Annotated in this window: 16 protein-coding genes; 10 read left to right on the top strand and 6 right to left on the bottom strand. The window is 64.7% G+C overall.

Annotated features, from left to right (window positions below; all coding sequences use genetic code 11):
* The first annotated feature begins 26 nt into the window (after nucleotides 1-26).
* The gene (locus AC1C2O_RS07315) at nucleotides 27-4,130 is read left to right on the top strand and encodes an ExeM/NucH family extracellular endonuclease (protein ID WP_495429770.1); all 4,104 of its coding nucleotides are present in this window, start codon (nucleotides 27-29) and stop codon (nucleotides 4,128-4,130) included.
* A gap of 194 nt (nucleotides 4,131-4,324) precedes the next feature.
* Here AC1C2O_RS07315 and AC1C2O_RS07310 read toward each other — a convergent pair whose 3' ends face one another.
* From AC1C2O_RS07310 to AC1C2O_RS07300, 3 genes are read right to left on the bottom strand one after another with little or no spacing between them, the layout of a single operon-like run.
* A complete protein-coding gene (locus AC1C2O_RS07310) occupies nucleotides 4,325-5,764 on the bottom strand; it encodes a sulfatase family protein (protein ID WP_495429769.1) in 1,440 nt (479 codons plus the stop codon).
* A complete protein-coding gene (locus AC1C2O_RS07305; protein WP_495429768.1) occupies nucleotides 5,761-6,981 on the bottom strand; it encodes a family 20 glycosylhydrolase in 1,221 nt (406 codons plus the stop codon). Before AC1C2O_RS07305 ends, AC1C2O_RS07310 begins: the two co-directional genes overlap by 4 nt.
* Nucleotides 6,978-8,180, bottom strand: coding sequence for an ROK family protein (locus tag AC1C2O_RS07300; protein ID WP_495429767.1), 1,203 nt, complete (start codon nucleotides 8,178-8,180; stop codon nucleotides 6,978-6,980). Before AC1C2O_RS07300 ends, AC1C2O_RS07305 begins: the two co-directional genes overlap by 4 nt.
* Nucleotides 8,181-8,339: 159 nt before the next feature.
* Here AC1C2O_RS07300 and AC1C2O_RS07295 point away from each other — a divergent pair, with 159 nt between their 5' ends.
* The 3 genes from AC1C2O_RS07295 (at nucleotide 8,340) to AC1C2O_RS07285 (ending at nucleotide 11,900) form a co-directional block, all read left to right on the top strand.
* Nucleotides 8,340-8,864 (top strand): DUF3817 domain-containing protein, encoded by a 525-nt coding sequence (locus AC1C2O_RS07295; RefSeq protein ID WP_495429766.1) that lies wholly within the window; start codon nucleotides 8,340-8,342, stop codon nucleotides 8,862-8,864.
* Nucleotides 8,861-10,438 (top strand): glutamine-hydrolyzing GMP synthase, encoded by a 1,578-nt coding sequence (guaA, locus tag AC1C2O_RS07290; RefSeq protein WP_495429765.1) that lies wholly within the window; start codon nucleotides 8,861-8,863, stop codon nucleotides 10,436-10,438. Before AC1C2O_RS07295 ends, guaA begins: the two co-directional genes overlap by 4 nt.
* Nucleotides 10,439-10,511: 73 nt before the next feature.
* Nucleotides 10,512-11,900: a glycosyltransferase gene (locus tag AC1C2O_RS07285; RefSeq protein ID WP_495429764.1), complete on the top strand. Its 1,389-nt coding sequence runs from the start codon at nucleotides 10,512-10,514 to the stop codon at nucleotides 11,898-11,900.
* Between the two features lie 6 nt (nucleotides 11,901-11,906).
* Here AC1C2O_RS07285 and AC1C2O_RS07280 read toward each other — a convergent pair whose 3' ends face one another.
* Nucleotides 11,907-12,626, bottom strand: a complete 720-nt coding sequence (locus AC1C2O_RS07280) for an HAD family hydrolase (protein WP_495429763.1) — start codon at nucleotides 12,624-12,626, stop codon at nucleotides 11,907-11,909.
* Nucleotides 12,627-12,689: 63 nt separating this feature from the next.
* Between AC1C2O_RS07280 and AC1C2O_RS07275 the strand changes: the two genes are divergently transcribed.
* From AC1C2O_RS07275 to AC1C2O_RS07250, 6 genes are all read left to right on the top strand, one after another.
* A complete protein-coding gene (locus AC1C2O_RS07275) occupies nucleotides 12,690-12,941 on the top strand; it encodes a hypothetical protein (protein WP_495429762.1) in 252 nt (83 codons plus the stop codon).
* 83 nt (nucleotides 12,942-13,024) lie between these two features.
* On the top strand, nucleotides 13,025-13,531 hold the full coding sequence (locus AC1C2O_RS07270; protein ID WP_495429761.1) for an RNA polymerase sigma factor: 507 nt from the start codon (nucleotides 13,025-13,027) through the stop codon (nucleotides 13,529-13,531).
* A gap of 44 nt (nucleotides 13,532-13,575) precedes the next feature.
* Nucleotides 13,576-14,910: a hypothetical protein gene (locus tag AC1C2O_RS07265; protein ID WP_495429760.1), complete on the top strand. Its 1,335-nt coding sequence runs from the start codon at nucleotides 13,576-13,578 to the stop codon at nucleotides 14,908-14,910.
* A gap of 5 nt (nucleotides 14,911-14,915) precedes the next feature.
* Nucleotides 14,916-15,584 carry an HAD family hydrolase gene (locus AC1C2O_RS07260; RefSeq protein ID WP_495429759.1) on the top strand — a complete coding sequence of 223 codons (669 nt, stop codon included), beginning with the start codon at nucleotides 14,916-14,918 and terminating at the stop codon, nucleotides 15,582-15,584.
* Nucleotides 15,585-15,747: 163 nt separating this feature from the next.
* Entirely contained in the window at nucleotides 15,748-16,173 is a 426-nt protein-coding gene (locus AC1C2O_RS07255) for a YciI family protein (RefSeq protein WP_495429758.1), read from the top strand.
* The gene (locus tag AC1C2O_RS07250; RefSeq protein WP_495429757.1) at nucleotides 16,173-17,459 is read left to right on the top strand and encodes an RNA polymerase sigma factor; all 1,287 of its coding nucleotides are present in this window, start codon (nucleotides 16,173-16,175) and stop codon (nucleotides 17,457-17,459) included. The genes AC1C2O_RS07255 and AC1C2O_RS07250 overlap by 1 nt, the downstream gene beginning before the upstream one ends.
* Here AC1C2O_RS07250 and AC1C2O_RS07245 read toward each other — a convergent pair.
* Together AC1C2O_RS07245 and AC1C2O_RS07240 are read right to left on the bottom strand one after the other, a co-directional pair.
* Nucleotides 17,456-17,728 (bottom strand): GlsB/YeaQ/YmgE family stress response membrane protein, encoded by a 273-nt coding sequence (locus tag AC1C2O_RS07245; protein WP_495429756.1) that lies wholly within the window; start codon nucleotides 17,726-17,728, stop codon nucleotides 17,456-17,458. The two genes, AC1C2O_RS07250 and AC1C2O_RS07245, sit on opposite strands and share 4 nt — an antisense overlap.
* Before the next feature lie 143 nt (nucleotides 17,729-17,871).
* Nucleotides 17,872-18,783: a Bax inhibitor-1/YccA family protein gene (locus AC1C2O_RS07240; protein ID WP_495429755.1), complete on the bottom strand. Its 912-nt coding sequence runs from the start codon at nucleotides 18,781-18,783 to the stop codon at nucleotides 17,872-17,874.
* Nucleotides 18,784-18,832 lie beyond the last annotated feature (49 nt).

Here is an 18,832-nt window from a genome sequence, read left to right as displayed (position 1 = left end):
CCGTCGACGTCGAGGAGAACTACCGCATGATGTCCGTCCCTGCTGGTGCAGTACAGTCCATCGGATCGTCCCACTCACCCCGCAGGCGACGCCTTGCGACACTCGCCGCCACCGCGGCTGCCGCACTCGCCTTCGGTGGGCTCGCTGCCGCCCCGGCGTATGCGGATGCGCAGAGCATCGCCGCAGTGCAGGGCACCGGCGAGTCATCGCCGTTTGTAGGTGTGGCCGTCACTGTCGAAGGCATCGTCACCGGCGACTACCGCGTCGGCGGTTACAAGGGAATCTCGATCCAGACCGCGGGCAGCGGTGGCGAGACGGATGCCACGCCCGGAGCATCCGACGGCATCTTCATCAATCTGAACGACTTCGTTCCGTCGCTTGCGGTCGGCGACATCGTCTCCGTCACCGGCATCGTTGCCGAGAGCTATGGACAGACGCAGATCTCGCTTGAGGCGGAGCAGAACGTCGCCGTCGTTACCGCCGGATTCGGTGCCCCGGCTCTCACCCCGCTGCCGGACTCGGTCATCGGTGCCGACCGCGAGGCCTACGAGAACATGCTGGTCGCGCCCACCGGCACCTACCGGCTGGCATCCAGCCACCAGCTCTACAACTTCGGCACCCTTTGGCTGAATCCCGGCGAGCTCAACGTCAAGAGCACCGAGACCACGCGCCCAGGCGCCGATGCCAACGCGATCGCAAGCGCGAATCGTGCCGAGCGCATCCTGCTCGATGACGGCTGGAATTCGCAGGTCGTCAGCAACGCGCACCCCGGCGAGCAGCCATATTTCACCAAGGACACGACCGTGCGCAACGGCGACCTCGTCGCTTTCGCCGAGACCGGCTACGTGCTGCAGTACGGCTTCGACGACTGGCGGCTGCAGCCGATCATCGCGATCGACGACGAGAGCGACGCGGTGTACAAGGCGACGTTCACGACCGAGAACTCGCGCAGCGATACGGCCCCAGAGGTCGGCGGCGATGCGCAGATCGCAGCGTTCAACGTCTTCAACTACTTCACAACGCTGGGTAGCGAGAACCCTGATGCTCGTGGCGCGGCGAACTCCGAAAAGTTCGCAATCCAGAAGTCCAAGATTGTCACCGCGATCAACGGGTTGGACGCCGACATCGTCGCGCTCATGGAGATCGAGAATTCGATCCACTTCGGCAAGCCGGCCGACACGGCCGTCGCCGACCTGGTGACCGGACTCAACGCGGCTGCGGGTACAGACGTGTGGGCATACGTCCCGACTCCGGCTGAACTCCTCAACACCGCCACGACGGATGTCATCACCAACGCGATCATCTACAAGACGGATGCCGTCACCCCGGTCGGAGACAGCGCCACTGTGATCGACGAGGCCGCGTGGGGTAACGCGCGTGAGCCCATCGCGCAGACCTTCGACATCGACGGGAAGATCGTCTCTGTCGTCGCCAATCACTTCAAGTCGAAGTCCCCGCCGGAAGACGGTGGAGACGAGCCGACCGACGGCCAAGGCTTCTTCAACGACGATCGCGTCGCGCAGGCACAGTCGCTGCTCGGTTTCACCCAGACACTGGCGGAGACCAGCGGCAGCGATAACATCCTGCTGCTCGGCGACTTCAACGCTTACGCGCAGGAAGACCCGATCAATGTCTTCTCACAGGCCGGATGGACCGACCTCGTGCCTGCGGCAGAAGCCGGATACACCTACACCTTCGACGGTGAGCTCGGATCGCTCGACCACGCGATCGCTTCGCCGTCTCTGGCAGAGTCGGTGACAGGCACTGGGGTCTGGACCATCAACTCTCCGGAGTGGAGTGACCGCGGCTACGAGTTCGGTGCTACCGAGTCCGGTACGCCGTTCCGCTCGAGTGACCACGATCCGGTGATCGTCGGTGTCTCCAGCGAGCTTCCGCCGGTGAGTATCGACATCGTCACGATCAACGACTTCCACGGTCGCATCGAAGCCGATGGTGCCTCGGCCGGTGCTGCTGTGCTCGCCGGTGCCGTGCAGTCGGTACGTGACGCGAACCCAAACACGGTGTTCGCCGCGGCCGGTGACCTCATCGGCGCATCCACCTTCACCTCGTTCATCAACGACGACAATCCGACGATCGATGCGTTGAATGCCGCGGGGCTCGATGTGAGCGCGGCCGGCAACCACGAGTTCGATCAGGGCTGGGAAGACCTTCGTGATCGTGTGCAGGACCGCGCGGACTGGGAGTACATCTCATCCAACGTGTTCCTCACCGAGACCGGCGAGGCCGCCCTCGCTCCGGCCTGGGTGAGCGAGACCGACGGTGTGAAGGTTGGATTCATCGGCGCCGTGACCGAAGAGCTTGACTCGCTTGTCGCGCCGGAAGGAATCTCCGAGCTCGAGGTTCGTGACATCGCTGAATCGGTGAACGCCGTCGCTGCCAACCTCACCGACGGTGATGACGCCAACGGTGAAGCAGATGTGCTGATTCTGCTCGTGCACGAGGGCGCCACGTCTACGGATATTGCCAGCATCACGCCGGAGTCGGCGCTCGGCAGAATCGTCGCCGGTGTCGATGACAGCGTGAGCGCGATCGTCTCGGCGCACACCCACCTCGCGTACAACCACATCATTGACGGACGACCCGTCGTCTCAGCAGGGCAGTATGGAGAGAACTTCGGGCTCATGAACCTGCAGGTCGATGCCAAGTCGAAGGAGCTGATCTCGATCACCAACGAGATCAAGCCCCTCACGGCCGATGGCGTTGCGCTGTACCCCGCGGTTCAAGGCGTGCAAGACATCGTCGATGCGGCAACAGCTGAGGCCGACGTGCTCGGAGCCGAGCCGGTGGGTGAGATCACCGCCGACTTCAACAGGGCGCGTCAGACCGACGGTTCAGAGAACCGTGGCGGCGAATCCACCGTCGGCAACTTCGTCGCCGACGTGCACAAGTGGTCGACCGGGGCAGACATCGCGTTGATGAATCCCGGTGGCATCCGTGCAGACCTGACGTACGCCTCGTCTGGAGGAAACGACGCCGACGGCAACGTGACGTTCCGCGAAGCGGCGACGGTGCAGCCGTTCGCCAACACTCTTGTCACGCTCGACCTCACGGGTGCGCAGCTGAAGGGCGTGCTGGAGGAACAGTGGCAGCCGGACGGTTCGAGCCGTCCATTCCTGAAGCTTGGACTCTCAGAAGGTCTGCTGTACACCTATGACCCCACGGCGGCTGCAGGGGCGCGGATCACTTCGATCACGCTGAACGGCGAGGCGATTGACGAATCGGCAAGCTACAGCGTCGCCGCGAACTCGTTCCTCGCCACGGGCGGAGACAACTTCTTCACCCTGGCTGAAGGCACGAACAGAGCGGATACCGGCAAGATCGACCTCTCCTCGATGGTGGAGTGGTTCGACGCCAACACCGCGGCAACACCTGATCTCGCCCAGCGCGCGGTCGGTGTGACGGTGAGCGCGACGGATGCCGACGGATTCAGCGCCGGTGAAGAGGTCACGATCGACCTCTCATCGCTGGCGTTCAGCGGCGGAGAAGCAGAGCCGGGCGACGCCACAGTTTCGCTGGGCGATGTCGTGCTCGCCACTAGCACCGTCGACTCCACGATCGTCGACACCACCGACGAAGCGGGCCGTGCCAGCCTGACGTTCACGGTTCCCGAGGACGTGTTCGGTGCGCAGATGCTCACAGTGGCGACCGCCGCTTCTGGCACGAGCGTGCAGGTGCCGATCGTGTTCGCTGATGCTCCTGCAGCTCCGGGCACGATCACGCTCGGCTCGACGTCGGCCCAGGCCGGTGGAACAGTCGAGATCAGCGGCGAAGGCTTCGATGCCGGCCTCGAGCTGGTGCTGGAGCTGCGCTCTACTCCAGTGCAGGTCGGCACAGTGACCGTCGCAGACGACGGAACCTTCCGCACCACCATCACCGTGCCGAGGAACACCGCGGCAGGCGAACACACTCTCGCAGCGATTCAGCCGAACGGCGCTGAAGCCACCGCGACGCTCACCGTCACTGCGGCGCCCGGCGGCGGGGGAATGCTGCCGACGACAGGTGCAGATTCCACTCCGTACATCGTCGTGGCGGCGATCCTGCTGCTGCTCGGCGTCGGATTTCTGGTGTTCCGTCGCCGGCGTCCGGTCGACAAGGACGCGGAGGAGTAAGCGCAGCTGAGCTCGCGCGACGTGTGCGCACCCGCGCCCGTCGGGAGGTGTCGCAGATTGCCGCAATCGTGCTCGCGAGGCGACCATCTGCGCCACCTCGGCTCGCGTGGCCGATCGGGAGGTGTCGCAGATTGCCGCAATCGTGCTCGCGAGGCGACCATCTGCGCCACCTCAGCCCGCGTGGCCGAGCGAGCTCAACCGGCGAGCAGGCTCGGTTTCGGCTGCGAGGGGTGTGGGTGGTCGCCCAGCTCGGCCTGCAGCATCCACAGCTTCGCCTTCAGTTCCTCCCGCAACTCGGCGTAGCGAGGGTCGAGGTAGACGTTGTTGAGCTCCTCCGGGTCTGCCTGCAGGTCGTACATCTCCCATTCCGGGGGATACGCGTGCGGTGAGGACCCTGGAATACCCATGCCGTCGTTGTAGAAGTAGATCAGCTTGTGATGATCACTGCGGATGCCGTAGTGCGCGAACGCGTGGTGATTGATGTCGTCGTTCTCGAAGTAGCGGTAGTACATGGCCTCGCGAGTGGGGCGATCCGGCTCTGCGGTCAGCTGCGGAACGATGCTCATACCCTGCATCCGCTCGTGCGGTTCGACGCCGGCGAACTCGAGGATCGTCTGGGCGAAGTCCACGTTCGTGACGATTTGGGTGAGCGGTTCGCTGCGCGCCGGCACGCGGGACGGGCAACTGAGTACGAGAGGCATCCGCAGCGACTCGTCGTACATGAACCGCTTGTCGAACCAGCCGTGGTCGCCGAGGAAGAAGCCCTGATCTGACGTGTACATCAGCAGGGTGTCGTCGAACTGATCCTTCTCGCGCAGCCAGTCGATCACGCGACCCACGTTGTCGTCGACAGAGGCGACGCAGGCGAGGTAGTCCTCCATGTAGCGCTGGTACTTCCACAGCGCGGCCTCTTCGTAGGTCAGTCCCTCCGGGGGAGCGATCTTGAGGTCGGTGAGTGTGAGGTGATCGGCGATGCGCATGGCGGCCCGGTGCGCGGCCGAGGACCGCGTGCTGTAGTCATCGTTGAAGGTCGCAGGTACGGCGAGCTGGACGTCGGCGTACATTCCGGCGTGCGCCTCATCGGGAATCCAAGGTCGGTGCGGGGCCTTGTGGTGGATGAGCAAGCACCATGGCTCGTCGCCATCGAGGGAATCCAGCCACTTCAGCGCGAGGTCGGTGATCACGTCGGTGGCGTAGCCCTCGGCGATCTCGACGCCGTTCTCGGTGAGGATCTGCGGGTCGAAGTACTCGCCCTGATCGCGCAGCACGGCCCAGTGATCGAAGCCCTGCGGGTCGTGGCCTTCGCCCTCGCCCATGTGCCACTTGCCGATGATCGCGGTGCGATAGCCGGCCTCGCGCAACTGCGACACGAACGTGGGCTGTGCGGCATCGATGGGCGTCTCCAGCGTGGTCACGCCGTTGATGTGGCTGTACGTCCCGGTGAGGATCGATGCGCGGCTCGGCGTGCAGAGAGCGTTCGTGCAGAAGCAGTTGTCCAACCGCACGCCCGCATCGGCGATCTCATCGATGCGGGGGGTGGTGTTCACTGCGGAGCCATATGCGCTGATCGCGTGCGAGGCGTGATCGTCGGTGAGGATCAGGGCGATGTTGGGACGTTTCGGGCCCGTGGTCATGCGGTTCCTTCCAGGAGGGTCAGTGTGTCGGCGGTCCGCAGCATTTCGTATTCGCGAGAGATGCGCGCGCGGGCGTCAGCAGGATCGACGGCGGGATTCCATATGCGCTCGGCGACCGCGAGCAGCCGCGGAAACAACATCGACAACAAATCGTCGCCGTCGAGGACGAACTCCGACCAGACGCACGCCTGGATGCCGACGCAGCGCTCGTGCTGCGCCTCGATCCAGGGTGCGGTGAGGATGTCGTCGACCGAGATGCCCGGCGTCATCCCTTTCTGCGGGGCCGCGGCGTCGGGGTCGATGCGGTTCAAATAGAGGGTGCGCGCGTCGGCGAAGACGTACTGCTGCCGCGCGCGGCTCACACGTTCCATGCCGGGCTGCTCTGCCCATCCGATGACGAGCAGATCTTCGTCATCGGAGACCTCGCAGGCCTCATCCCAGCCAGCGACTGACTTGCCGCTCTCCTTGAGCACGCGCGACGCGGCATCCATGAACCAGGTCTGCAGATCCTTGACTTCTGTCACGCCGCGGAGCGCCAGCCAGTCATCGATCTGCGGATCGGATGCCCACTGCTGATACGCGCACTCGTCGCCGCCGGTATGCACGTACGGTCCGGGAAATAGCTCTGCGATCCGGCGCATGACCGCGGCGACGAAATCGGCTGCGGCATCCGTCGGCCAGAGCAGATCGTTGCGGGCCGGCCAGTACATGTGCTCACGCATCGATCCCGCGGGGAGCGGAAGACCAGCGGGGCGACCGAGCTCAGGGTACGCCGCAATCGCAGCCGCCATATGGCCAGGCACATCGACCTCGGGGACGACGACGATTCCGTGCTGCGTGGCATGGGCGACGACCTCCGCGATGTCCGCGTCGGAGTAGTAGCCGTTCGTCCACTTCTGCGCGGCCTCGGCCATCGCACGCTCGCGAGTGTCGCCGAGGAGGGACTTGTATTCGTCGAACTGACCGCGCGGGAGCAGGGCGGCGACCTCGGTGAGACGCGGGTAGCCTGGCACCTCGAAGCGCCAGCCCTGATCATCGGTGAGATGCCAGTGCAGGCGGTTGAAGCCGTAGCGCGCGGCGAGATCGATGACCTTTTTGATCGTCGGCACAGACAACCGAGTTCGGGCGGAGTCGATCATGAGTCCACGCCACGCGTAGCGCGACTCGCGCCCGGCGACCGGGCCGACGATAGGAGCGGGTAGCGTGCGCGATATCATCCCTGCACCGCTCTCGTCGTCACAGATGTCGGGTAGTCGGCCAGCAGGGGAGAGTGACGGAGCACAGCAACGAGTGCGCCGAGGGCTCCAGCCTCTTCGCCGAGCTGTGACGCGCGGATCGCCGGAGGCTCGTCGAGCATCGGCAGCAGCTGATAGCCGATGACGCGACTGATATGGCGGAGCAGTTCGGGGGCGGCGTCGATGAGGTCTCCGGCGATGACGATTTCCGCGGGGTTCAGCGTCACAGCGACGGTGCCGAGTACCTCACCGATCGCGGTGGCCGCTTCGCGCAGTGCATCCGCGACGATCGGATCGGATGCCGCCACCGCCGCGCGCAGATCGTCGACGGTGTGCACTCCGGCATCCCTGCATCGCTCCAACACGGCGGGGATGGATGCGACGGTCTCGAGGCATCCGCGCTTGCCACAGTGGCAGAGTGCGCTGCGGCCGACCACCGGGATGTGCCCGAGTTCGCCGGCGAAGCCGGAGGAGCCGGTGACCAGGTGACCGCCGACCACGAGGCCACCGCCGACGCCGCCTGCCAAGCGCAGGTACAGCAGGTGTTCGGTGTGCTCGGCGCGATCCCAGCTCGCCTCCGCGAGGGCGGCGAAGCGGGTGTTGTTGTCTATCACGACGGTGCTGCCGAAGCGCGCGACGAAGGCGTCGCGCACTGCGGCGGCTCCGTCATCAGCACCTGCGGCCGCGCCTGCGTGGCCGCGGCGCGGAGTGGCAGGACTCAGTGGTCCCGGGAACCCGATTCCGATGCCCCGCAGTGCGTTGAAATGAATTCCGCGACTCGCTGCCATGCGATCGATCAGCGCCATGGACGCCGCGACTCGATCCGGCCAGGAGGTCTGCAGCGAGTATTCGACTCCGTCAGAGGCGATGATCTCGTGCGAGGCATCCGCGACGACGATCTGGACACGGGTTCGACCGAAGTCGATACCCATGAACTGCCCGGCGGCTGGATCGAGCGCAAGCATCTCGGCGGGCCGGCCACGGCCAGTGCGTCGGGATGCGTCGGTTTCGGCCACGACGATTGCACCCCGCTCAAGCAGCGCGGAGGTGAGCTCGGAGAGCGTTGTGCGGGAGATGCCGACGCGCTTCGCGATCTCGGCGCGGCTCATCGCGCCGGACGCACCGAGCACCTGCAGGATGCGGGCGAAATGCGTCTGCTGCCCGGAGGGCGTCGTGGTCATGCAGGCAAATCTAGACGGGAAGATTTATTCCAACAAGTAGGCGACAGAATTAACCGTGAAAAAGATTCGAGCGCTTTACATAATGGGGAGGGCGCCGTGACCAGACCTTCGCCATCCGCGTGACCGAGGCCACTGCAGGCCCCGGGTAGAATGGACATCATGCCTGAACCGAAAGCTGCCTCCTTCCCGAAGATCCGCGGGGCGCTGAAGTTCTACCAGGTCGCGTCGATCATCACCGGTGTCATGCTGCTTCTGCTGCTGGCCGAGATGATCCTGAAGTACAGCCCCATCCACGTCGAGCTCTTCGCCGGCGGATCGGGTGGCTTGCTCTGGTTCGCTGACGTCATCGTGGCGGACGGATGCCAGTGGTATTCGCTCTTCGTCCCCGGCGGCATGGGCTGCGAGCTCATCTCTGTGGGCGACGGCACGAACCTGTCGCTGCTGATCCTCGTCGCGCACGGTTGGTTCTATGTCCTCTACCTGTTCGCCGTCTTCCGCCTGTGGAGCCTGATGCGCTGGCCGTTCAGCCGCTTCATCACTCTCGCGCTCGGTGGCGTCATCCCGGCACTCTCCTTCATCATGGAGATCAAGGTCTCTCGCGAGGTCAAGACCTACCTCGTATCCCGCGAAGCAGCGATCGCTGCAGAAGCCGCATCTGCAGAAAACCAGGAGGCAGCGCGATGAGCGCCGACACCGCACAGCGTCCCGTCCTTGTCGTCGACTTCGGCGCCCAGTACGCGCAACTCATCGCGCGCCGCGTGCGCGAAGCCGGCGTGTACAGCGAGGTCGTGCCGCACACGGTCAGCGCCGCAGAGATCAGCGAGAAGAACCCGGTCGCACTCATCCTGTCCGGTGGACCGTCATCGGTCTACGAAGAGGGCGCGCCCTCGCTCGACAACGCGATCTTCGATCTCGGCATCCCGACTCTCGGCATTTGCTACGGCTTCCAGGTCATGGCGCGCGCACTGGGCGGTGAGGTCGCGAACACTGGCCTCCGCGAGTACGGCGCGACGGATGCTGCGCTCACCGGCGACGGCGGCGTGCTGCTCGGCGGGCTGCCGAACACCCAGAACGTGTGGATGAGCCACGGCGACCAGGTCGCCAAGGCACCCGAGGGCTTCGAGGTTCTCGCATCCACTGCCGACACACCTGTTGCTGCGTTCGGCAGTGCGGAGAAGTGCTTCTACGGTGTCCAGTGGCACCCCGAGGTTAAGCACTCCGACCACGGTCAAGCCGTCATCGAGAACTTCCTGCACAAGGCTGCAGGCCTCGCCGCAGACTGGAACAGCGGCAACGTCATCGAAGAGCAGATCGCCCGCATTCGCGAGCAGGTCGGCTCGGCTCGCGTGATCTCGGCGCTGTCCGGCGGTGTCGATTCGGCTGTTTCGACGGCTCTTGTGCACAAAGCGATCGGTGACCAGCTCACCGCCGTGTTCGTCGACCACGGGCTCCTCCGCAAGGGCGAGCGCGAGCAGGTCGAGAACGACTACGTGGCTTCCACGGGTGTGCGCCTGATTACGGTGGATGCCGCGGACACGTTCCTCGGCCACCTCAAGGGCGTCAGCGATCCAGAGCAGAAGCGCAAGATCATCGGCCGCGAGTTCATCCGCGCGTTCGAGAAGGTGCAGCTGGATCTCGTCGCTGAGGCGAAGGCTTCCGGCGAGCCGGTCAAGTTCCTCGTGCAGGGCACTCTTTACCCCGACGTCGTCGAGTCCGGTGGGGGCACAGGGACGGCGAACATCAAGTCGCACCACAACGTCGGCGGTCTTCCCGAAGACCTCGACTTCGAGCTCATCGAGCCGTTGCGCACCCTCTTCAAGGATGAGGTGCGTCAGATCGGTCGTGACTTGGGTCTTCCCGAAGCGATCGTCGGACGGCAGCCGTTTCCGGGGCCAGGCCTCGGCATCCGCATCGTGGGTGAGGTCACCGCTGACCGTCTCGAGATTCTGCGTGAGGCCGACGCCATCGCCCGCGAAGAGCTGACCAAGGCGGGGCTCGACAACGAGATCTGGCAGTGCCCCGTAGTGCTGCTCGCCGATGTGCGCTCCGTGGGCGTGCAGGGCGACGGTCGTACCTACGGCCACCCGATCGTGCTGCGCCCGGTATCCAGCGAGGATGCCATGACGGCCGACTGGACTCGTCTGCCTTACGACGTGCTGTCGAAGATCTCCAACCGCATCACCAACTCAGTGCGCGACGTGAACCGAGTGGTGCTGGATGTCACGTCCAAGCCGCCGGGGACTATCGAGTGGGAGTGACGAAGTCGCGACCACTCGACCATGGGCACAGCGTGGCGCTCGACCGCGCCAGCGGGCGAGTGGGAGTAGCGGAGTGAGCGGAACCAGCGTGGGTTCCGTGCTGCCGGATGCTGAGTACCTCGTGCTCGCCAGCCGGCTCATCCCCGATCTGGACGGCGGTTTCACGATTGCCGTGCTTCGTCGCGCACGGGATATGGCTGCGGCCGGTGCACGAGTTCGCGTGCTCACGGTAGACCCAGGAACTGCCGAGGATCACGACGAACACCGTGCCGAATGGCGCCGCCGTGGGCTGCTGCCGGATGGCGTGGAACTGCGCAATCTCTTCGACGATGCCAGAGCGGATGCTGCGGGGCTGCGTGCCGCCGCGGTTCCGTTCGGGGGTGCGGGCGACGCGACAGACACCGGCGAAAGACGCGTCATTTCAGACGCGGCGGGCCGCACGGTGCTGGAGCTCCCGGTCATTGCAGGCGACCCGAACTGGCATTTGAGTGAAGCGCCGGTCATCGTGTGGGGCGTCGACGGTCCCATCGGCTGGTTGGCCGGTTTCGGGGCGCTCTACCGGGCTTGGGTGAACGCGATCGGCGCGTCGTCAGACGATGCTCCAGTCGTGATCTGCGAAGCGCGCCAGGTCGGTGAGCTGCTCGTCGCCGACGCAGCCCCGTTGCTGGACCCCGCCGTGCTTCTGCTGCATGCCACGCACGCCTGCCACGTGCAGGCGCCGTATTACTGGGATTCACCGATGGATGCCGCATGGACGCGGTGGCTTGATATCGCCGATCGATTCGACGGCGTGCTCTGGCTGACTCCCTCTCAGCAGGCGGATGTGGAGCGCCGGGTCGGTCCTGGCATCCGCTCTGCGGTGGTGCCGCATCCGGTGCCGGCCACCGGTCCGAACGATCCGGTGCCTGGCCGCCTGGCGATGATGTGCTCGCTCATTCCTCGTAAGCGGGTCGATCATGCGATCCGCGCATTTGCGCGCGTCCGTCAGGTCGTTCCTTTTGCGCAGCTGCATGTGTATGGCGGGGGAGGCCTGCGCGATGAGCTGGAACAGCTGAGCGCTGAGCTCGGAGTCTCCGAGGACGTCGTCCTCCACGGGCACGTACCTGATCTTGAGGATGCGTGGCGGGAAGCGGATGCATTCGTGCTCACGAGCGCCAATGAGGGGCAGGGGCTCGTTGTGCTCGAGGCGCTCGGACACGGCGTTCCTGTGATCTCCTACGACATGCCGTACGGGCCGGGGGACACGCTTGTCCACGGCGGAGGCATTCTCGTGTCCGACGGTGATGTCGATGCCCTGGCCTCTGCGATGCTCGAGGTGATTGGCGACCGGGACCGCCGTGCTCTGCTGGCGGCCGAGGCTCGTTCCGCAGCCGCGAACATGGATCCGGCAGCATCCATGGCGGCGCTCGGCGCTGTGGTTCGGGATGCCATTCGCAGCCCTGTATCGCGGCCAGGGCGCTGAACTGTTCTAGGGCAGCAATCCAGAGAGCATCACGATCAGCCGCGCTGCTTCACGCACGGTGACGCCCCGCGAATCCGGGTAGGCGCCGTCTGCGAGGATTGCGCGAATCCCGACCTGCTCGGCCCCCTGAACATCGGCGATCGGGTTGTCGCCGACCATCCACACGTCGGCACCGGCATGGGAGGCCTCGAGCGCGTGCGCGAACATCGCCGGGTTCGGTTTCTCTATACCTACTGCCGCGCTGGTGATCGTGCGGGTCACCAGCGGCTCCAGCCCGAGCTGCTCCACGAGTAGCGGGAGCTCCGGGCCGTGGTTGCTGAGAATCACGTTCTCATACCCGGCGTCACTCACTGTCGTGAGCGCCTGGCATGCACCGTCGACCAGCGTCCAGGCATCCGCTCGGTAGAACTCTCTTCCGACGAGGTCGGTTGCGTCGTTCGCGACATCGAGTTCCACGCCTGCGCCGACATACGCGTCGATGAAGACCGGATGCAGCCGGGCCCACCATTGCGATGCGGACAACGGTTCGGTAATGACGTCGGGGGAGTGCCAGGGGAAGCGAGACCTCAAGCCCGGCCGAAACGCTTCCTGGGCGATGCCGTGTGCGGGCGCGACGACGTCCAGGGCGTCCCGTAACGCGCCGGCGAACAAGCCATTCCGTTGCGCGAGTGTGCCGTCGAAGTCCCAGAACACCACGCGGCCGCCGCGTCTCGGATGTTCGCTCATGCTCCCGACAATACTGATTGACAGGTCTCGCCCGCGCGAGGGTGGACGGAATATCCTCGCAGTATGAGCACGGGCGGTCGAGAGATGCGAGCTGGCGGGACCGGACCGATCTGTTTCCGCGCTCTGTCCAGCGAGGATGCCGCTTCGGTGCACGAATTGCACGGCGATCCGATGACAAACGAGCACAATCCGTTTGACGTTTCGCCGGATCTCGTCGCGAGTGCGGAGATGCTCGACATCCGGCGCAGCGATGTGGACGGTGAGGCTTACGGCGCGCTCTGGATTCTGTACGCGGATGGCGACCCGGTCCCATAGTTCGGTTGGCCTTCTGCAAGAATCGGCTCACACCCGACATATCCCTTGTGAGCGGAGCCGTCGGCCCCGCCGTGAGGAGTGTCATGGGCCATCGACCTGATGACGTTGAGGCATGGTTCACGTCGGAGGTCGCGTCTCACCTTGATTCGGTCTATCGCTACTTTCTGAGGCGTGCAGTCAGGCAGGATGCCGACGATCTGACCGCCGAGGTGTTCGAGATCGCGTGGCGTCGACGCGATGATGTTCCCGCTGAGTGGATCTTGCCCTGGCTGTATCGCACGGCGGCTTTTGTGCTCGCTAACCATCGGCGCCGGGCACACGTTGTTCCGCTTCACCTCACGGATGCCCCGATCGATGGCGACCATGCGCAGCGGATCGCTGAGCGTGACGAGCTCGTGCGTGCTCTTACCGGGTTGTCGGAGCGTGACCGTGACATCCTGCTCCTGCACGCGTGGGAGGGTCTGACGGGCGCCGAGCTTGCCGAGGCGCTCGGGATCTCTCGCTCCGGCGCACAGGCTGCTCTTTCGCGGGCTCGTGGCCGGTTGCGAGAGCTGTGGACGCCGTTGATGCAAGATCGCGGCTCGCTCTGACATTGACCAAGTGAGACGGATGCTGCGAGGAGACGAGGCGGACCATGAACGAACCACATGCCGACGATGACATTCGTGCGGTACAGGCCGCGGATCCGGCCGTGGACGCCGTAGCCCCGGCTGGGCTGCGTGCTCGGGTCGCTGGCATACCTGCTGCCGACCGCACAGTCCCGGTCCGGCACCGACGCCGATGGCTCATGCCCATCGCTGCTGTGGGGGTGGCCGTCGCTGCGATCGGTGGCGGTTACGTCTGGGGTACGGGAGGGATCCACCTCGGTCCGGCGCCGGTACTGCTGGCGGTGGAGACCGGGACGCCGGATGATCCGGCAGCAGCTATCGAACTCGGTGACGACTCAGGCAACTCGTCGGGAATGGGCGGCGCTGAAATGGAGGGCGGAGCGCAAGGCTACTCGGTGAACGAAGATACTTTCGCCTGGTGGGGCAATCTCAACCGTCACCGCTTCATCGTGCCTGCCTTTGACTCGTCTCCGTCGCAGGCGAGGGCTTTTGCCGTTGACGCAGGTGCGCAGTACTCGGCGGAGGATACTGCGCGAATGGCGAGTGTGCTCGGCGTCGCGGGCGATGTGCGCGAAAGCGAGTTCGACCAGGGGTGGATCGTCGGGGATTACTCCGGCGCCTACTTTGAGCTGTCGCTGTGGGGGACAGTGAGCTTCGGCGACGGCAGTCCCTATCCCGCGGACGTCTGCCAAAAGGCGGCGATCGCAGTGTATGGCGCCGGACAGCTCAGCGAGGAGGACACTCGGGCCTTCGACCAAGAGATGAGCCGGTGCATGGCCGACACGCCTCTGCCATCCGATGAGTTGGTGGACGAATCCGTCTCTCTTTTCCTCGCCGCGATCGGCCTGGATGAGGATGCCGTTCAGATCACCGTGACGCCGGATGAGTCAGGACGAACCGTCATGGCGACGGCAGCCATGGTCGTGGAGAGCAATGTGACCGAGCTCGCGGCGTACGTCGAGGTCTCTGCGCAAGGACTCAGGTACGCATCCGGTCCGATTGGTGAGGTGGTCTCGCTCGGTGAATACCCGATTGTGAGCCCCGCCGAAGCGGCGGCGCGCCTCAATGACTCTGCATTCTCGCCGCGACTCGTCTCGTGGCCAGACCAGAGCGCACCCGCTGAATACTCGCCGCCCACCGCTCCGGCCAAGGTTCCCAACGCTGGCTCCGCCATTCCCTGGCAGATCGCCGAACACGAGGTCGTCTCGGCCCGGCTTGGCCTTGCGCTGCTCCACGGCGCGAACGGTGGGCAGTACCTTGCGCCCACTTACGAGTTCACAGCCGACGATGACACCGTGTGGAGCATGATCGCCCTTGCAGAAGACGAACTCGACACGACAACGACCATGCCGGGCTGGTGACGGCGATGCTCCCTGACTCAATCGAATTGGTGATCTTCGACTGTGACGGTGTTCTCGTCGACAGCGAGATTCTGTCTGTGGAGGTCGACCGCCGGCTGCTGGCGGAGTTCGGATGGCACCTCACCCACGAGCAAATCGTGCACCGATTCGTCGGCAGATCGTCCGCCCACTTCCGTGCCGAGCTGGAATTGCACCTGGGACGCGCGCTACCCGACGACTGGGAAGAGCCGTATCTTCCCTGGTACGAGGACGCCTTCGAACGTGAACTCGTCGCTGTACCCGGCGTAGAGGAAGCGATCGAACGAATCCCGTGGTCGATGTGCGTCGCGTCCAGCGGACCACATGAAAAGATCCGTCGAACTCTCGGGATCACGGGGCTTCACGCACGCTTCGAAGGACGGATCTTCAGTGCGACAGAAGTCACTGAAGGGAAGCCTGCCCCCGACCTGTTCCTGCACGCAGCCTCGCGCATGGGCGTGCCGCCTTCGCGGTGCGTCGTCATCGAAGACAGCCGGTTCGGTGTCGCCGCCGCACGCGCAGCCGGAATGCACGCATTTGGCTTTGCCGGTGGACTCACTCCCGCTGAATGGCTGCGAGGGGAGGACACGACGGTGTTCGACGACATGTCCGACCTGCCACGGCTGCTGGGGCTTCCCGAGCATCGACGACGCTGATCACAACGCTGCACGCAAGCCGATCCAACTGAGAATGCGTCGCGACGGAACTGGAATTTCGCAGATCGAAAAACTTTCTGCCCTCGTGTCGATCTGGACTCTTCCCGTTCGACGTCTTCAATGAGAGGGTCGAAAACGACCCGGCGATTGAAGGAGAACAATCATGAAGTTCATGCTGATCATGCGAGCGACCGACGCGGCCGTAGAGGCGTACAAGAACGTCCCCTTCGAGCAGGTCATTGAGGCCATGGGCAAGTACAACGAGTCGATGATGAAGGCGGGCGTGCTGCTCGCCGGTGAGGGGCTGACCGACGCCGCAGAAGGCTTCGTCGTCGACTTCTCGGCAGAGGCGCCCCTCATCACAGACGGCCCCTACGGTGAGACGAAGGAGCTGTTCAACGGCTTCTGGATCATTGAGGTCTCCACTCGCGAAGAGGCTGCGGAGTGGGCAGGACGCGCCCCTCTGGGCCCCGGCTCGTTCCTTGAGGTGCGCCGTGTGACCGGGGCGGAGGACTTCCCGGCCGACAACGAGTGGATCGAGAAGGAAGAAGGCTGGCGCGAAGAACAGGCCGAACGCGCTCAGCAGTAATGACCGATCAGACTGGCGCGGCGATGGCGCGCTCCACCGAAAAGGTGGAGCGCACCATCGCCGCGGTCTGGCGCATTGAATCGGCCAAGATCGTCGCTACGCTGACCCGCATGGTCGGCGACTTCGGTCTCGCCGAAGACCTCGCCCAGGAATCGCTCATCGATGCGCTGAAGCAGTGGCCGAGCGAGGGAGTGCCGCGAAACCCGGCGGCATGGCTCACGGCCGTCGCCAAGCGCAAGGCGATCGATGGATGGCGCCGCCAGGAACGCTTCGACGACCGCATAGCCGGAATCGCTCACGATCTAGAACGTGAACAGGCGGATGCCGCGGATGCCGATCCCTGGGGCCCCGACGTCATCGACGACGACGTGCTGCGGCTCGTCTTCGTATCGTGCCATCCGGTGCTCGCTCGCGAAGCCCGCGTGGCTCTGACGCTGCGTGTCGTCGCTGGCCTCAGCAGCGAGCAGATCGCCCGTGCGTTCCTGGTGCCGGTCGCGACAGTGCAGCAGCGCATCGTTCGGGCGAAGAAGACGTTGACCGCGGCGAACGTGCCCTTCGAGGTGCCGCCCCGCGAGGAGTACGCCGAACGACTGAGCGCGATTTTCGGCGTGCTGTACTTGATCTTCAACGAGGGGCATGCGGCGAGCAGCGGCTCGGACTGGATGCGCCCCGAACTCAGCGCAGAGGCCATCCGCCTTGCTCGCGTGCTCACCTCGCTCGTGCCGAAAGAGCGCGATGCCCACAGCCTGCTCGCTTTGATGGAACTCACGGCCGCGCGTTTTCCTGCCAGATTGGATGCGAAGGGCGAGCCGGTGCTCCTGGCAGACCAGGACCGATCTCGCTGGGACCACGGCGGCATCTCGCGCGGCCGCGTGGCGCTGGCCAAAGCCGACGCGTTAGGTGGCGGACGCACGGCCTATGCGCTGCAGGCCGCGATTGCCGAGTGCCATGCGGTCGCAGCATCCATCGATGACACCGACTGGGAACAGATCGTCGTGCTCTACGAGGCGCTCGGGCGCATTGCGCCCTCACCTGTCGTTGAGCTCAACAGGGCAGCCGCTGTCGCAATGGCCACTGGCCCGGCGTCTGCCCTCCGCATTATTGACAAGCTCGTGGCATCCGATGCTCTCAAGGGGTACCACCTGCTGCCGGCAACCCGCGGGGAGATGCTGCTGCGCCTCGGGCGCAAAGAAGAGGCGCGCTCCGAGTTCGCCACCGCCGCGAGACTCGCGGGGAACGAAAGGGAGCGCGCCCTTCTGGAGGCGAAAGCCTCCGGGTCGGTCTAGTCGCGGACCTTGTTGCCGCGGCCGACGATCAGACCGTAGATCAGCAGCACGATGATCGCGCCACCGATTGCGAGAGCCCAGGTGCCGAGATCGAAGAACTCCTCAAGGCCTCGACCGAACAGCATTCCGCCGATCCATCCACCGAGAAAAGCGCCCACGACGCCGAGTAGCAGAGTTACGATCCATCCGCCGCCCTGTTTGCCGGGCAGAATCAGCTTGGCGATCGCACCGGCGATCAGCCCGAGAAGAAGAAATCCAAGAAACCCCATGATGTGTGCTCCTTTTCTGTAGCGGTGAGATCACTATGCTCCTCCCATCGATGCAGCACTAGACCCTTGCGCGCGTGTCGTGGATATGACAAAGGACCCCGTCTCCGAAGAGACGAGGTCCTTTGGTGGTTAGTGCGACGAGATCAGTTACTGCCGCGGACGATCGCGATCATGCGCAGGATCTCGACGTAGAGCCAGACGACCGTGACCATGATGCCGAAGCCGCCGAGCCAGCCGTACTTGCGAGGTGCGCCGTTGCGCACGCCCTGCTGAATCTGGTCGAAGTCCATGACCAGCGAGTACGCGGCCATGAAGACGACGAGGATGCCGATGATGAGGCCGAGCGGGATGCCCATGATCGTGGCGCTGTACAGACCGAAGGCCTGGCCGGCGGGGAGGATGCCCGTCCACATAAGAACGAGGTTCAGCACCGAGAAGACGAGGTAGCCGACCATTGCGATCATGACGATCTTGGTCATCTTCTTGGAGGCGCGAATCTTGCCGCTGGCGAAGAGGGCGAGTGTGACCGCGACGACGGCGACCGTTGCGAGCGTCGCCTGCAAGACGATACCGGGCCACATGGTCTCGAAGAATGCCGAGATGCCACCGACGAAGAGCCCCTCAAGCGCGGCGTAGGCGAAGATCAGCGCGGGGCGCACCTTCTTGCGCGAAGTGAAGGTGATGACCATGGCGAGCACGAAGCCACCGAGAGCACCGATCATCCACGGAGCCATTGATGCATCGACGTAAGGGTTGGCGCGCAGTCCGCCGAGCGTCCACACCCAGCCGATGGCTGCGGTGACGAGGAGGATGCCGAAGAGACCCGCGGTCTTCCAGACGGTGTCCTCGACGCTCATCCGGTCGGTCTCGATGGCGCCAGCCGGGGGAGCGGCGTACATGCCCTCCAAGCGCGCGTTGGCGGCAGCATCCACACCAGCGTGCTGGAATGAGGCGGCCTGAGCGCCCTGGGCAGCCTGCGAGCTGCCCGGATAGGTCGCGACGTTGCGCGGATCCTGCTTCTGGAACGCTGGATTATTGAATGCGAAATTACTCATTGGTGGGCCTCACTCCGAGGGGATATAGGTCGCTTTCCTCCACGATACC

The organism is Microbacterium sp. Y355 (assembly GCF_059445345.1).
Note: the sequence above shows the minus strand (reverse complement) of the source record. Positions and strands in the feature narration are given on the sequence as shown.